This window comes from Mycolicibacterium canariasense (genome assembly GCF_002101555.1).
Lineage (GTDB): Bacteria > Actinomycetota > Actinomycetes > Mycobacteriales > Mycobacteriaceae > Mycobacterium > Mycobacterium canariasense.
Genome location: NZ_LQOL01000058.1, coordinates 106136 through 120712, shown reverse-complemented (window position 1 = coordinate 120712; position 14577 = coordinate 106136). Strand labels below are relative to the sequence as shown.

Sequence of the window (14577 nt, the reverse complement as noted above, 5' to 3'; positions counted from 1 at the left end):
CTCAATCCTGATACCGCGCGGGAGGCGGGCCCGGTGACGGCCCGAGCGGTTGCAGGCTGGCGTCGTACAGGCGCTGCCAGGTCCCGTCGGCCCGGATCTGCTCGAGCATGCCGTTGACGAACCGGACCAGATCCTGGTTTTCCTTCTTGATCCCGACACCGTAGGGCTCGACGCCCAGACTGCCGCCGACGATCCGGACATTGGGGTCCTGTTCGGCCAGGCCGGCCAGGACCACCCCGTCGGTACCGATGGCATCGATCTGACCCTGCTGCAGCATCACCAGGCAGTCGGTCCAGGTCGGCGCCCCCACCACGATGGGCCTGGGGTCCAGCCCGTAGAGCTTGGCCAGCGAGGTGGTGCCCGACACCGCGCAGGCACGTTTGCCGGCAAGAGCTGCGGCAGAGTCGATTCCGGAACCCTCGAGCACCAGGATGCGCTGATCGGCGTTGAAGTACACCGTGGAGAACTCGACATTCTGCCTGCGCGCACAGTTGATCGAGAAGGTGCGCACCACCACGTCGACCTCGCCGGACTGCAGCACCGCCTCCCGTCGGCCGGCTTCGACCACCCGGAATTCGATGCGGTTCGGATCCCCGAAGATGGCGCGGGCGATCTGGCGGGCGATGTCGATGTCGAAGCCCTCCAGCGCCCCGGTGGCCGGGTTGCGGAAGCCGAACAGGAACTGACTCTGGTCCACCCCGGCGATCAACCTGCCGCGCGCCGCGATGGCCGCCATCGTCGAGCCGGGCGGCATGGCACCCGGCGCGGCCTGCCGACCGGGGCGCAGGCTGGCCTCCGTGTCGCAGTTGTCGCCCGCGACGGCCGGTGCCGCGGTGGCCTCCGTGACACCGGCGGGGCTGGCGTCGACCGGGGCGACGCTGACCGATACCGGCTCACTGACCGAGCCGCACCCGACCACGATCCCGATCATGGCCAGCACCAAGATGATTCGCGCCCTCATAGGAACTCCTTGAGGCGGGGCCACAGACCGATCACGACAGCGGCAGCGGCGATCCCGAGCAGCAACAGCGACCCGGTCGGGCTCCACGCCAGCCGGTGCCCGGCGCTGGCGACCTCACCGCGCAGGGTTGCGCGGGTGGACTCCAACTCGGCACGCAAGCTGGAATCCACGATGTCGAACTGGGCGGCCGAGGCATTCGGATCGGCACCGATGGCCTGGGCCACCGCGCCCGGATAATCGCCGGACCGGTAGATCTCGGCGTGCTTGCGGTGGCTCGCGGTCCACTTCTGGACGCCGTCGACCGTGGCGGGGGGCCCGTCGACGAGCAACCGGTTCAGGTCGTCGATGTGGCGGTCGAAGGCGGTGTTGCTGGCGGCGATGTCACCGCGCGCGACCAGTTGCAGGGTCTCGCCGGTCCTGGTCTGCAGGGCCAGGATCCGGGCCTTCGCCAGCTGGGCGAACCGTTCGGTGCCCGCCGACCTGCTCTGATCGATGTCCACCGCGGCCAGCCGGGTGGCCACCACCAGCCAGCCGCCGGCGAGCAGCACCGCGACCGCCGCGACCACCAGACCGATGTTGAACATCCGATTGGTCCGGCGGTAGACGACCACCGACCCGACCACGATCGCGAGCAGGCCGGCGACCATCAGGGACAACCCCAGCCCGGGCAGCGCGCCCACGGCACGCTGGTCGTCCTCGACGGTCGAGGTGTCCGTCGTGTAGACCCGCTCGGCCGCGGGCAGCATGGCGGTCTGCATCAGCGTGGACGCTTCACGCAGATAGCCGGAGCCGACGGGAAAACCCTGCCGGTCATTGGCCCGGGCGGCCTCCACCAGTCCGGTGTAGGCGGACAGCTGCGCCGCGATCTGCGCCATGACCGTTCGGGTCGGCACATCGCTGACGCCGGCGGTCGCGTCGGCCAGCGCCGCCGAGGCGTCGGCCAGGGCCTGCTGGTAGCGCTTGCGCATCGGACCGGTGTCGATCTCGTTGGACAGGAACGCCGATACCGCCGCGGCGTCGGCTGCCGACAGCGCCGCGTACAGGTTGTGCGCGGCATACGCCAGCGGCTCGGACCGTTCCAGGATCGCGTTGCGCTCGGCGATCCGGCCGTTGAGTTGGGCAGCCGAGATGATCGCGGCCAGCAGTGCACCGGTCACCACCACCAGCACGACAAGGCTGAGCACGCCCGGGGTGGTGCCGAAGAACCGGCGCAGCCATGGCCACCACGGCACCGAGGCTTGGGTACGGGACGTACTCATCTCGGTGCCGGTTCCCTCCAACAGCGATGGTTGGAGTGATTATGACCTCAACACCGGCCGCCCGCTGGCGATCCGGCCGGCGTCGACCGCCGACTACTCGGTGGTGCTTGCCGACGGAAGCAAAGCTTCCAGCGCCGAACCGGTGATCCGACGGAACGCGCGGCGGGGCCGCTTGGTATCCAGGACGGCCACCTCGAGCGTGGCCGGCCCGAGAACCCGTTGCTCGGTACCGTTTCCGCCGGCGTGCAACGCGTCGACGGCGATCTTGACGGCGTCGGTCAGCGTGGCGTTCTCGGTGTAGGACTCGTTGAGCGCCGTCGCGATGGGCTCGGTGGTGCCGCCCATGACCACGAAATGCGGTTCGTCGGCGATGGACCCGTCGTAGGTGATCCGGTACAGCTCGGGCGCCTTGGTCTCGCCGTAGTGCGCGACCTCGGCGACGCACAGTTCCACCTCGAACGGCTTGGCCTGCTCGGTGAAGATGGTGCCGAGCGCCTGCGCGTACACATTGGCCAGCTGCCGTCCGGTCACATCACGCCGGTCGTAGGCGTATCCCCGGGTGTCGGCGTACTGGATCCCGGCCACGCGCAGCTTGTCGAATTCGTTGAAGCGGCCCACCGCGGCGAAGCCGACGCGGTCGTAGAGTTCGCTGACCTTCTGCAGCGAGCGTGACGGGTTCTCGGCGACGAACAGCACACCGCCGTCGTACGCCAGCACCACCACGCTGCGGCCACGCGAAATGCCCTTGCGCGCAAGCTCGGAACGCTCACGCATCGCCTGTTCGGGTGAGATGAAATACGGGAAGCTCATCAGGCGTTGCCTCCGGCCCGGGTCCGGCCGGTTATGACCTCACGGGCCAGCTCGGCGATCCGTTCCTCGGTGACCTCGGCAGCGCCCTCGGCCCCGATCAGCACCGCGGTCGGGTAGATACCGCGTACCAGATCCGGTCCGCCGGTGGCCGAATCGTCGTCGGCGGCGTCGTAGAGCGCCTCGATGGCCACCTTCAACGCCGAATCCCCGTCGGTCACTTGGGAATACAACTTCTTGATGGAGGACTTGGCGAACAGCGATCCGGAACCGACGGACTGATACCCCTCCTCCTCGAGATTCCAGCCGCCCGCCGCGTCGAACGACACGATGCGGCCCGCGTTCACCGGATCCGGATCGTCGACGTCGAAGCCGACCAACAGCGGCAGCGCCACGAAACCCTGAAGGGCCGCACCGAGATTGCCGCGCACCATGATGGCCAGCCGGTTCACCTTGCCGCGGAACGTCAGCGGCACGCCTTCGACCTTCTCGTAGTGCTCGAGCTCCACGGCGTACAACCGGGCGAACTCCACGGCGATGGCCGCGGTACCGGCGATACCGGTGGCGGTGTAATCGTCGGCGATGTGCACCTTCTCGACATCGCGGCTGGCGATCATGTTGCCCTGGGTGGCCCGCCGGTCGCCGGCGATGAGCACCCCGCCCGGATACTTCAGCGCCACGATGGTGGTGCCGTGCGGCAGGTCGGCCGCACCGTTACCGCTCACGCCCGCGGCCATCGGCAGCAGGTGCGGGGCCTGTCGGCCCAGGAAATCGCTGAACGACGACAGGTGCAGGTAGGGGGAAGAAATGTCCAGAGGGTCTGCGAAGGGTGCAAGGGGTTTGTCGAACCGGCCCGTCACTGGCCGCCCTTTTGGACGTATGCGCGCACGAAGTCCTCGGCGTTCTCCTCCAGCACGTCGTCGATCTCGTCCAGCAGGTCGTCGGTCTCCTCGGTCAGCTTCTCGCGACGCTCCTGGCCGGCGGCCGTCGTACCGGTGAGATCGTCGTCCTCACCGCTACCACCGCCACGCTTGGTCTGTTCCTGAGCCATCGCCGCCTCCTGATTGCTCGATCGGTTCTTTCACACTACCGGTCAACGCGCTTCCTGCCCGGCATAGCAAGTACTTACGTGGTGAGCTGTTCCACCAATTCGGCCGCGCTGTGCACCGAATCCAGCAACGCACCCACATGTGCCTTGCTGCCCCGCAGCGGTTCCAGGGTGGGAATCCGGACGAGTGAATCGCCGCCCAGATCGAAGATCACCGAGTCCCAGCTGGCCGCGGCGATATCGGCACCGAACCGGCGCAGACACTCACCACGGAAGTAGGCCCGGGTGTCGGTCGGCGGATTGTCCACGGCGTCGAGCACTTGCTGCTCGGTGACCAGGCGTTTCATCGACCCGCGGGCCACCAACCGGTTGTACAGGCCCTTGTCCAGGCGCACATCGGAGTACTGCAGGTCGACCAGGTGCAGCCGGGGTGCGGACCAGGCCAGGTTCTCCCGATGGCGGAAACCCTCGAGCAGTCGCAGCTTGGCCGGCCAGTCCAGGATCTCCGCGCATTCCATCGGATCGCGCTCCAGCAGGTCCAGCACCTCGGCCCAGGTCTGCACGACGTGCTGGGCGCGCGGATCCGGATCGCGCTGATCCAGCAGTTTGACCACCCGGTCCAGATAGATGCGTTGCAGGGCAAGACCGGTCAGTTCGCGACCGTCGGCCAGCGCGACGGTGGCGCGCAAAGACGGGTCCCGGCTGATCACGTGCACGGCGTGCACCGGGCGGGCCAGCGCCAGATCCGACAGGTCGGCGCCGGATTCGATCAGGTCGAGCACCAGCGAGGTGGTGCCCACCTTGAGGTAGGTCGACGTCTCGGCGAGGTTGGCGTCCCCGATGATGACGTGCAGCCGACGGTACTTGTCGGCGTCGGCGTGCGGCTCGTCGCGGGTGTTGATGATGCCGCGCTTGAGTGTGGTCTCCAGGCCGACCTCGACCTCGATGTAGTCGGCACGCTGGGACAGTTGGAAACCCGGCTCGTCGCCGGAGGGCCCGATGCCGACGCGTCCGGACCCGGTGATCACCTGACGGGAGACGAAAAACGGTGTGAGTCCGGCGATCACCGCGGAGAACGGGGTGTGCCGGCTCATCAGGTAGTTCTCGTGCGACCCGTAGGACGCGCCCTTGCCGTCCACGTTGTTCTTGTACAGCTGCAGCTTGACCGCCCCCGGCACGCTGGCGACGTGGCGGGCCGCGGCCTCCATCACCCGTTCACCGGCCTTGTCCCAGATCACCGCGTCCAGCGGGTCGGTGCACTCGGGCGCCGAATACTCGGGGTGGGCGTGATCGACGTAGAGCCGGGCGCCGTTGGTGAGGATCATGTTGGCCGCGCCGACCTCGTCGGCGTCGACGATCGGCGGCGGGCCCGAGGAACGCGACAGGTCGAACCCGCGGGCATCCCGTAACGGGGATTCGACCTCGTAATCCCACCGGGTGCGCTTGGCCCGCTGCAGACCGGCCGCAGCGGCGTAGGCCAGCACCGCCTGGGTGGAGGTGAGGATCGGATTAGCGGTCGGGTCCGACGGCGACGAGATGCCGTATTCCACCTCGGTTCCGATAATCCGTTGCATAAGTTGCAACCCTAGCGACGGGTGCCCGGCCCATGTCAGGTAGGGCCCGGTGCCGGCCGGATTACCCGCCCGGATTGGGAGGCGAATTGGACCTGGTCGAGGCGCACGCCTGGTTTCTTCGGCGCGGGCTGCCCACGGTGCTGCGCCCGGGCGTGCTGGCCCGCCATCTCTGGCAGCGCAGCGCACCCGCACTGGCGGTGCTGGCGGTGTTCATGGCCAACTCGGTGGCCGTCGTGGCCATCACCGGCAAACACACCATCGACATCGACGGCTCGCCGACCCGCAACGAGTGGTTCATCCTGGTGCTGTTGGTCCTGGTGCTGCCGGTGGCCGCGGCCGTCGGCTGGGCGGTGTCGCGGATCGGCAGCCTGGGTGGGCGCGCGGCGGCGGCCGCGGTGTCGGTGCTGGTGTGCGTGCTCGGCGCGGTCTTCGGCGGACCGTCGGTGTACGTGCTGGCCGATCTGCTGTTGGTCGCCGGGCTGATCGCGGCGATCGTCGCGCTGACCGCGTGCGGCATCGGGTCGATCCTCGGGCTGGCGCTGCGCTCGATGCTGCACAACCTGTCGCTGGTCGGCGGCCTGCTGGCGCGGGCACTGCCGGTGATCCTGCTGACGGTCCTGGTGTTCTTCAACACCTATGTGTGGTTGATGGCGGCCTATGTCCCCCGGTCGCGGTTGTGGTTGGCGCTGCTGTTCCTGGGCGGGATCGCGGTCGCCTTCGTCGCCTCGGCGACCGTGGACCGGGTGCGCCCCACCCTCATATCGTCGACGCGGCCGCCGATGGTGGACGGCGCGCTGCTAGGTACCCCGTTCCACGGCCTGCCCGCGCCGGCGCAGCGGACCCGGCTGTCCCGGCTGGAGCGGGTCAACGTGGTGTTCGTGCTGGTGCTGTCCCAGGTGCTGCAGGTGTTGGCGGTTGCCGTGGTCACCACGCTGATCTTCGGGGTGCTCGGCCTGATCCTGCTGACCCCGCGGCTGCTGGCCGAATGGACCCGCAACGGGGCCAGCGACGGGGTGATCCTCGGGATGACGCTGCCCATCCCGCAGGCGCTGATCCAGACCGCGATGTTCCTGGGCGCGATGACGTTCATGTACATCAGCGCCCGGGCGGCCGGCGATGCCGACTACCGGACCCGGTTCCTCGATCCGTTGATCGAGGACCTCACGCTCACCCTCGACGCCCGCGACCGGTACCGGCTGTACACCCGGCCCGGTGTCGGACGGTAGACATGAAAGCGTCATGAAACTTCTGATCGTCGAGGACGAAACGCGGCTCCGGTCGACCCTCGCCGTCGGGCTGCGCGCCGAAGGCTTCGCGGTGACCGAGGCGGGCGACGGCGTCGAGGGACTGCGCCAGGCCACCGAGAACCAGTTCGACGTCATCGTGCTGGACATCATGGTGCCCGGGCTCAGCGGGTACGAGGTGCTGCGCCGGATGCGTGCACGTGAGGTGTGGACGCCGGTGCTGATGCTCACGGCCAAGGACGGCGACTACGACCAGGCCGACGCGTTCGAGCTGGGCGCCGACGACTATCTCACCAAACCGTTCTCGTTCATCGTGCTGGTGGCGCGGCTGCGCGCCCTGGTGCGGCGCAGCACCGCGCAGCGGCCGGCCGTGATCACCGCGGGCACCCTCACCTTGGACCCGATCCACCGGGTGGTATCGCGCGCGGACACCCTCATCTCGCTGACGCCGCGCGAGTACGGCGTGCTCGAGTACCTGATGCGCAACAAGGACACCGCCGTCACCAAAGCCGAACTGCTGAAGAATGTCTGGGACACCCATTACGACGGTCCGGACAACGTCGTCGAGGTGTACGTCGGCTATCTGCGGCGCAAGATCGACACACCGTTCGGCACCAACACCATCGAAACCGTCCGCGGTGTCGGCTACCGGCTGACCACCGCCTGATCGACCTCGGCCGCGTCCAGCGGCAGCGTCACCACCACCCGCGCCCCGCCACCCGGCCGGCCCTCCAGCCACACCCGACCATGGTGGGCGGCAACGATTTCGGCCACGATGGCCAACCCGAGGCCGGTCCCCCCGGCGCTGCGGGACCGGTCACCGTCCAACCGCACGAACCGGTCGAAGACCCGACGCCGATCCGCCACCGGCACCCCGGGACCGTCGTCGGCGACCGTCAGGACCGCGTGCCCGTCGTCGGTGCCGACGGTGATCTCGATGAGCGACGCCGCGTGCCGGGCCGCGTTGTCGAGCAGATTGCGCAGCACCCTGGTCAGTGCCGCCGCATCACCGACCACCCGGGTGGGCTGCGCCTCGCAGCGCACCTCCATGGCGGTGGTGTGCCGCACCGCCTCGGCCGCCCCGATGGCCAGGTCGTCGAGGTCGACATCGGCCGAGCGCGTGGTCAGCCCCCGCTCGTCGGCCCGGGCCAGCAGCAGCAGGTCGTCGATCAGCGACGCCATCCGATGGGCCTCCGGTAGCAGGGTGTGCTCGGCCAGATCGGTGTTGAGCAGGTCGGGGTGCGCCTGGGCGACCTCCAGCGCGGAGATGATGGTGGCCAGCGGACTGCGCAGTTCGTGGGAGGCGTCGCCGACGAAGCGCTGCTGGGCGGCGTGCCCGGCCTCGACGCGGGCCAGCATCTCGTTCATCGTCACCGCGAGCGCGGCGATCTCGTCGCGACTGTCGGGCACCGGGACCCGGCCGGTGAGATCGGAGGTGGTGATGGCGTCGACATGGGCACGGATCTCGTCCACCGATCGCAGCGACCGCCGGACCAGCAGATAGGTGGCCGCCGCCGACACGGCGATCACCACCGGCGCGGCGACGGCCAGCGCCACCACCACCGTGCTCACGGTGGCGGTGACGACCCGGCTGCCCTCGCCCACCAGCACCGTGTAGTTGTGGCCGGCCGGGTCGTCCACCGACTGGGCGCTGAACCGGATGTGGCCGTACTGCGCGGCCACATCGGGCAGCCCGATCCGGGTGCCGGTACCGAGCTCGCCGACCGGGATCAGCGGCGTGTCGGGCGCCGACGCCGAGCGCAGCACCACCCGGCCGCCGCCCGGCCCGTCGTGCACGATGACCTGCACGGCGACGATGCGTTCGTCGGTGGCCAGCAGCTCGTCGTCCAGCGCCGCCGGTCCGGAGCGGGCGATACCCGTGGCGACCTCGGTGACCCGGGCCGCGGCGGCGTTGTCGACACCGCTGAGCATCGACCGGTACAGCACCGCCGAGAGCACCATCCCGGCGATGCCGAGCGCGACGAACACCACACTGGCCGCCACGAAAGCCGACCGGGCCGAGATTCCCCAGTTTGCGGGTCGCAGCAGTTCTCGTCGCATCTCCCCCAGATTGCACCAGATCGCCGACAATATGGCGGTGTCCCGGGTGGTGGCTGCCGACGTATCGGCCGTGCATGAATGGTTCCTGCATCGTGGGTTGCCGCTGGTGCTGACCCGGCGGGTGCGTTCCCGGGCGTTGGTGGAACGGTCCGCCCCGATGATCTCGGCGGTCGGGGCGCTGACGGCGGTGACCATGTTGCTCGCCGAGGTCACCGACGAGCGGCCCGATTACGGGTATGCCGTGCGGCTGGGGGTGATCGCGGTGGTTCTGCTCGTGGCGCCGTTCGCACTCACCCTGCTGCACCGGCTGGACAGCCGGCTCGGCGAGACCGGCCGGCGTTCCGGTGCCTGGGTGGTGATGGCGATCTTCGTGGTGGTGATGCCGGTGACGGTCAGCGGCTGGACGGGTGCCGCGGCCGCCGAAGCTCCGGTGTTCGTGCTGATTTCGCTGCTGGCGATCTGGTTGACGTATCTGGGCTTCGGGTCCATCGCGGCGTGGGCCTTCCGCTTCGCCTGGGTGCAGCTGGGCGCGCTGGGCACCCTGATGAGCCGCGCGTTGCCGCTGCTGATGTTGACCGTGGTCGTGTACTTCACCGGTGAGCTGTGGCAGCTGGCCGCCCGGATGACGCGCCAACGACTCTGGCAGACAATCGGTTTCCTGGCGCTGGTGGCGCTGGTGTTCGTGATCGCCACCATCCGTGACGAGGTGCAGGCGCTGCGCGACGGCCGCGCCGAACAGACCGATCCGGCCCGGTTGCTGGCCGGCACCCCACTACAGCCGGCACCGGGTCGCCAACCCGCCCGGACGCAGCTGTCGCGGGCCGAGAATCTGAACGTGGTGGCAATCATGGTGGTGTCACAGGCGATTCAGGTGGTCCTGTTCACCGCCGGGCTGTTCGCGTTCTTCCTGGCGCTGGGCGTCATCGCGATCCCCGACGACGTCACGGTGCTGTGGTCGGCCGAGGAGAACTGTCCCGTCCCCGGACGCGAGGGGGAATTCAGCGCAGGCGAGCCGCCCTGTGCCGGAACGTGGTTCGGGGTGCACATCCCGATACCGCAGACCGTGGTGCACACCTCGCTGTTCGTCGCGGTGCTGTCCGGCCTCTACTTCACCGTCAGCACCAGCGTCGACCCGCTGTATCGCCAGCGTTTCTTCGACCCGCTGATCGCCGACGTCGCGGTCAGCCTCGCCGGCCGGGACGCTTATCTCGAGCTGGAAGCGGGCGAGAAGCACACGACCCCAGCAGGTTCCGGCCAGCAGCAGGGCGGCACCGGCCACGCCGACAGTGGTCAGCCGGTCGCCGGCCAACCCGACCCCGACGAGCACGGCCCACAACGGCTCGCTGCCCAATAGCAGGCTCACCCGAGCCGGCGAGGTCCGTCGCAACGCCCACATCTGCACCGCGAACGCGAAGACGGTGCAGGCCAGTGCCAGATACAGCGTGAGCGCCCAGTCCGATCCCGACATCCGCACGGCCGACCCCAACTGCCCGCCGAGGCTTGCCGCCACCGCGCCGAGGACGGCGACGGTTGCCAACTGGACCAAGGTCGTGGCCGCCGCATCGGTCTGCCGCCGCACCGCGGTCCGGTCGATGACCGTGACGTGCACCGCCCGCAGCACGGCGGCCGCTGCCACCAGCACATCACCGGCACCGGGGGCGGCAAAGCCGCCCGACTGGGTCAGCAGGACACAGCCCAGTACCGCCGTGCCCGCCGCCGGGTAGAAGGCCGGCGGGACCGCGTCGCGTTGCAGCATCGGCGTGATGACGATGGCCAGGGCCATGATGAGCCCGGCGTTGGAGGCCGATGTCATGGTGACGCCGTAGGTTTCGCACACCACGACGGCGGCCAGGATGGCGCCGAAGGGCACACCGGACCGTATCTCGGCGCGCCCGATCCGACGCAGCCGCGGGCCCATCAGCAGTGCCAGCGCCAGCGTGGCGATGCCGAAACGCACCGCCAGGAAACTCAACACAGAGTCCGGCGTGACGATTTCCTTCGCAGCGAGATAGCTGGAACCCCATGCCACGGCCACGGCGAGCAGGGCGGAATCGACGAGACGCATGGGGCAAGCCTGGCCAGGGCGAAAGATTCAGTCAATCTAATGATTCTAAGCTATAGATGTAGCATCTCTACATGGATGTTCACCGGCTGCGGCTGCTGCGCGAACTCGCCGATCACGGCACGGTGGCCGCCGTCGCCGACGTCCTGTCGATGACGCCATCGGCGGTGAGTCAACAGCTCAAGGTCCTGGCCCGGGAAGCGGGCGTACCCCTGCTCGAGCCGGCGGGACGGCGGCTGCGGCTCACCGACGCCGGACGCGTGCTGGTCGACCACGCCGATGTCGTGCTGGCCGCCCTGGACCGGGCCGCCGCCGAGATGGCGGCCTACCGCAGCACCGAACGTGGACAGGTCGGCGTCTCCTTCTTCCCATCCGGTGCGGCAATGCTGTTGGCGCCGTTGATCGTCCGCGCGCACTCCCGCGGCGTGGACGTCGTCGGCCGCGATATCGACGTGCCCGCATCCCAGGCATCGCAGCAACTGGCCGAATTCGACATCGTCGTGGTACACCGCGACGACCGCGACACCACCGACTGGGGGCCACGTTTCGCCGCGACGCACCTGCTACGCGAACCGCTCGACGTGGTGATGTCCGCCGGCCACCGACTCGCCCGCCACGACCGGGTGCGGCTGGCGGAACTTGCCGACGACCGGTGGATCGGGGTTCAGGGCGGTCTGATGGTCGACGACGTACTCAACTCGCTGGCCCTGCTGACCGGCGTGCAGCCACGGATCACCCAGCGGGTCAACGACTTCCGGGTTGTCGAAGAACTGGTGCACGCCGGCCTGGGCATCGCGCTGATGCCGCGGTTCGTGCGGCTGAACCGTCCGCTGGTCCGGCTGCCGATCAGCGATATCACCGTGGCACGCCGCGTCGAGGCGGTCACCCGCGCCGGGGCCGCGGCGCGGCCGGCCGTCGCCGCGGTGCTCGACGAACTGTGCACCGTCGCCGCCGGGATCGCTCACCCGATCAGCGAGTAGGTGTTCGCGAGGTCGTCCTGGGTGACGGTCGCGTCGCGCTGGCGGGTGTCGACGACGATCGTCTGCTCGGGGGTGTGCGCCCGGTACCGCCATCCCGGCGGCAGGGACAACCGCGCGCCCAGGCCGGGCAGATCGGCCAGGCGCAGATGCTTGTCGACCGTTTGGCTGTAGGTCTGCATGATCCAGCGCCGGCCGTCGGGGTCGAGGAGTTCGTACACCTCCCGCCCGGCGTCGAAGACGAATACCGCCTGCCGGTCGACCGTGTTGACACCGTAGGGCGCCGGGTTCATCGAGGACAGTCGCACCGTGGCTTGCCTGAGCATATCCAGACCGCCGAAGGTCTTGTGCGGCAGCGCTGCACCGGCCGCCTTGTCGATGCTGCTCATCAACCAGTACCGGGGCCCGTTCAGCACCGCCGCGACCGCACCGTTGCGTGCGGCGATGTCCGCAGCGTCCAGCTGGTCCCACAACTCGGCCGGGCAGTCGTTGAGCGGAAACGTGTTGTACACCGTCGCCTCCGGGCCCGACTCGCCGTTCGTGACCAACAGGACCTCGCCGTAGCGCAGACCGAACACATCACCGACCATCGAGTCGGCGCCTGAGTCAACCACCGAAAACCGCCTGCGGTGCCTAGAGGTACTGACCCAGGTTGGACTCGGTGTCGATGGCCCGGCTCGCCGACGAACTCTTGCCGGTGACCAGCGTGCGGATGTACACGATCCGCTCGCCCTTCTTGCCGGAGATCCTGGCCCAGTCGTCCGGGTTGGTGGTGTTGGGCAGGTCTTCGTTCTCGGCGAACTCGTCGACGATGGAGTCCAGCAGATGCTGGATGCGCAGACCTTTCTGCCCGGTCTCCAGCACCGACTTGATCGCGTACTTCTTGGCCCGGTCCACGACATTCTGGATCATGGCGCCGGAGTTGAAGTCCTTGAAGTACATGACCTCCTTGTCCCCGTTGGCGTAGGTGACCTCCAGGAACCGGTTGTCGTCGATCTCGGCGTACATCCGGTCGACGACCTTCTCGATCATCGACTTGATGGTGAGTGCGCGGTCGCCGCCGAACTCGTCGAGATCATCGGCGTTGACGGGCAGGTCCTCGGTGAGGTACTTGCTGAAGATGTCCTGTGCCGCTTCGGCATCCGGGCGCTCGATCTTGATCTTCACGTCGAGGCGGCCGGGCCGCAGAATCGCCGGGTCGATCATGTCCTCGCGGTTGGAGGCGCCGATCACGATGACGTTCTCCAGACCTTCCACACCGTCGATCTCCGACAGCAGCTGCGGCACCACGGTGGTCTCCACGTCAGAGCTCACACCGGTGCCGCGGGTGCGGAAGATCGAGTCCATCTCGTCGAAGAACACGATCACCGGGGTGCCCTCGGAGGCCTTCTCGCGCGCCCGCTGGAAGATCAGCCGGATGTGGCGCTCGGTCTCACCGACGAACTTGTTGAGCAACTCGGGGCCCTTGATGTTCAGGAAGTAGCTCTTGGCCTCCCGGGACTCCTCACCGCGCAATTCGGCCATCTTCTTGGCCAGCGAGTTGGCGACCGCCTTGGCGATCAACGTCTTACCGCACCCGGGCGGACCGTAGAGCAGCACGCCCTTGGGTGGGCGCAGCGCGTACTCGCGATACAGGTCCTTGTGCAGGAACGGCAGCTCCACGGCGTCGCGGATCTGTTCGATCTGGCGGGTCAGGCCGCCGATGTCGCCGTAGCTGACGTCGGGCACCTCCTCCAGCACCAGATCCTCGACCTCGGCCTTCGGGATGCGCTCGAACGCGTAGCCGGCCTTGGTGTCGACCAACAGCGAATCGCCGGGACGCAGCTTGCGGGGCTGGTCGTCCAGTCCGTTGAGGTCGTCGGGCGCGGCGATGTCGACACCCTCGGGCAGGAACTCGGCGGCGACCAACGGTTCGGCCAGCCACACGATGCGCTCCTCGTCGGCGTGCCCGACCACCAGCGCACGATGACCGTCGGACAGGATCTCGCGCAGTGTGCTGATCTCGCCGACGGCCTCGAAGGTGCCGGCCTCGACCACCGTGAGGGCCTCGTTGAGCCGCACGGTCTGACCTTGCTTGAGCGTGCTGGTATCGATGTTGGGTGAGCAGGTGAGCCGCATCTTGCGCCCCGAGGTGAAGACGTCGACGGTGTCGTCGTCATGGGTCGCCAGCAGCACCCCGTAGCCGCTGGGCGGCTGGCCCAGCCGGTCGACCTCCTCGCGCAGGGCCAGCAGTTGCTGCCTGGCCTCTTTGAGGGTGTCCATCAACTTGGCGTTGCGGGACGCCAGGGAGTCGATGCGTGCTTCGAGCTGGTGTACATCACGGGCGGTCCGCAATCCGCTGGATGCACCCACGGCATCTTCGAGCTGTTCGCGCAGCGCCGCGGTCTCGCGGCGCAGCCGCTCCAGTTCGGCAGCGTCATCGTCGGAAAGTGGTGTGTTCAGATCCTCGCGAAAATTCTCTGAACGCTCTGACTCGCTCATGTTGCGCTCCCTCCCGCACCGAATGTTGGCGCAGTAACAACTTCAACGCTACCGGCGATTCAGCCTTTGTGTGCGGTCTAGGAATTCGACACACCAGCAACGG

13 protein-coding genes and 1 pseudogene are annotated in these 14577 nt (G+C 68.4%); 4 read left to right on the top strand and 10 right to left on the bottom strand.

Translation table 11 applies throughout. From position 1 onward, the window contains the following. Position 1 precedes the first annotated feature (1 nt). From AWB94_RS20515 to dop, 6 genes are all read right to left on the bottom strand, one after another. The gene (locus tag AWB94_RS20515) at positions 2-961 is read right to left on the bottom strand and encodes a glutamate ABC transporter substrate-binding protein (RefSeq protein ID WP_062657140.1); all 960 of its coding nucleotides are present in this window, start codon (positions 959-961) and stop codon (positions 2-4) included. Beyond that, positions 958-2220 carry a GlnX family signal transduction membrane protein gene (locus AWB94_RS20510; RefSeq protein WP_234811815.1) on the bottom strand — a complete coding sequence of 421 codons (1263 nt, stop codon included), beginning with the start codon at positions 2218-2220 and terminating at the stop codon, positions 958-960. The genes AWB94_RS20515 and AWB94_RS20510 overlap by 4 nt, the downstream gene beginning before the upstream one ends. A 93-nt stretch (positions 2221-2313) precedes the next feature. Further along, positions 2314-3030 (bottom strand): proteasome subunit alpha, encoded by a 717-nt coding sequence (prcA, locus tag AWB94_RS20505; RefSeq protein ID WP_062657141.1) that lies wholly within the window; start codon positions 3028-3030, stop codon positions 2314-2316. Beyond that, entirely contained in the window at positions 3030-3821 is a 792-nt protein-coding gene (gene prcB, locus AWB94_RS20500) for a proteasome subunit beta (protein WP_062657253.1), read from the bottom strand. The genes prcA and prcB overlap by 1 nt, the downstream gene beginning before the upstream one ends. Before the next feature lie 62 nt (positions 3822-3883). After that, on the bottom strand, positions 3884-4078 hold the full coding sequence (locus tag AWB94_RS20495; protein ID WP_024453532.1) for a ubiquitin-like protein Pup: 195 nt from the start codon (positions 4076-4078) through the stop codon (positions 3884-3886). Between the two features lie 74 nt (positions 4079-4152). Then, positions 4153-5649: a depupylase/deamidase Dop gene (dop, locus tag AWB94_RS20490; RefSeq protein WP_062657142.1), complete on the bottom strand. Its 1497-nt coding sequence runs from the start codon at positions 5647-5649 to the stop codon at positions 4153-4155. A 74-nt stretch (positions 5650-5723) separates the two neighbouring features. Here dop and AWB94_RS20485 point away from each other — a divergent pair, with 74 nt between their 5' ends. Further along, complete coding sequence (locus AWB94_RS20485; RefSeq protein ID WP_062657143.1) at positions 5724-6875, top strand: hypothetical protein; 1152 nt, start codon at positions 5724-5726, stop codon at positions 6873-6875. A 13-nt stretch (positions 6876-6888) separates the two neighbouring features. Continuing rightward, on the top strand, positions 6889-7560 hold the full coding sequence (locus AWB94_RS20480) for a response regulator transcription factor (protein WP_062657144.1): 672 nt from the start codon (positions 6889-6891) through the stop codon (positions 7558-7560). Here the strand turns inward: AWB94_RS20480 and AWB94_RS20475 are convergent. After that, positions 7539-8954 carry a HAMP domain-containing sensor histidine kinase gene (locus AWB94_RS20475; protein ID WP_062657254.1) on the bottom strand — a complete coding sequence of 472 codons (1416 nt, stop codon included), beginning with the start codon at positions 8952-8954 and terminating at the stop codon, positions 7539-7541. The two genes, AWB94_RS20480 and AWB94_RS20475, sit on opposite strands and share 22 nt — an antisense overlap. 31 nt (positions 8955-8985) lie before the next feature. On the opposite strand from AWB94_RS20475, the gene AWB94_RS35875 reads away from it, so the two are divergent. Beyond that, entirely contained in the window at positions 8986-10308 is a 1323-nt protein-coding gene (locus AWB94_RS35875; protein WP_234811820.1) for a hypothetical protein, read from the top strand. On the opposite strand, the pseudogene AWB94_RS35870 reads toward AWB94_RS35875, so the two are convergent. Next, positions 10258-11019 (bottom strand): annotated as a pseudogene (locus AWB94_RS35870) (DMT family transporter); the annotation flags it as partial. The gene AWB94_RS35875 and the pseudogene AWB94_RS35870 overlap by 51 nt on opposite strands. Positions 11020-11090: 71 nt before the next feature. On the opposite strand from AWB94_RS35870, the gene AWB94_RS20460 reads away from it, so the two are divergent. Then, positions 11091-11996 carry a LysR family transcriptional regulator gene (locus tag AWB94_RS20460; protein ID WP_062657146.1) on the top strand — a complete coding sequence of 302 codons (906 nt, stop codon included), beginning with the start codon at positions 11091-11093 and terminating at the stop codon, positions 11994-11996. On the opposite strand, the gene AWB94_RS20455 is transcribed toward AWB94_RS20460, so the two are convergent. Together AWB94_RS20455 and arc are read right to left on the bottom strand one after the other, a co-directional pair. Further along, positions 11978-12583 carry a hypothetical protein gene (locus AWB94_RS20455; protein ID WP_062657147.1) on the bottom strand — a complete coding sequence of 202 codons (606 nt, stop codon included), beginning with the start codon at positions 12581-12583 and terminating at the stop codon, positions 11978-11980. The genes AWB94_RS20460 and AWB94_RS20455 overlap by 19 nt on opposite strands. A gap of 43 nt (positions 12584-12626) precedes the next feature. Further along, on the bottom strand, positions 12627-14474 hold the full coding sequence (gene arc, locus AWB94_RS20450; RefSeq protein WP_062657148.1) for a proteasome ATPase: 1848 nt from the start codon (positions 14472-14474) through the stop codon (positions 12627-12629). Positions 14475-14577: the final 103 nt, after the last annotated feature.

Coding starts and splice junctions, on each gene's coding strand:
- AWB94_RS20515 (WP_062657140.1), bottom strand. CDS start 961: ATGAGGGCGCGAATCATCTTGGTGCTGGCCATGATCGGGATCGTGGTC.
- AWB94_RS20510 (WP_234811815.1), bottom strand. CDS start 2,220: ATGAGTACGTCCCGTACCCAAGCCTCGGTGCCGTGGTGGCCATGGCTG.
- prcA (WP_062657141.1), bottom strand. CDS start 3,030: ATGAGCTTCCCGTATTTCATCTCACCCGAACAGGCGATGCGTGAGCGT.
- AWB94_RS20495 (WP_024453532.1), bottom strand. CDS start 4,078: ATGGCTCAGGAACAGACCAAGCGTGGCGGTGGTAGCGGTGAGGACGAC.
- dop (WP_062657142.1), bottom strand. CDS start 5,649: ATGCAACGGATTATCGGAACCGAGGTGGAATACGGCATCTCGTCGCCG.
- AWB94_RS20480 (WP_062657144.1), top strand. CDS start 6,889: ATGAAACTTCTGATCGTCGAGGACGAAACGCGGCTCCGGTCGACCCTC.
- AWB94_RS20475 (WP_062657254.1), bottom strand. CDS start 8,954: ATGCGACGAGAACTGCTGCGACCCGCAAACTGGGGAATCTCGGCCCGG.
- AWB94_RS35875 (WP_234811820.1), top strand. CDS start 8,986: ATGGCGGTGTCCCGGGTGGTGGCTGCCGACGTATCGGCCGTGCATGAA.
- AWB94_RS20460 (WP_062657146.1), top strand. CDS start 11,091: ATGGATGTTCACCGGCTGCGGCTGCTGCGCGAACTCGCCGATCACGGC.
- AWB94_RS20455 (WP_062657147.1), bottom strand. CDS start 12,583: ATGGTCGGTGATGTGTTCGGTCTGCGCTACGGCGAGGTCCTGTTGGTC.
- arc (WP_062657148.1), bottom strand. CDS start 14,474: ATGAGCGAGTCAGAGCGTTCAGAGAATTTTCGCGAGGATCTGAACACA.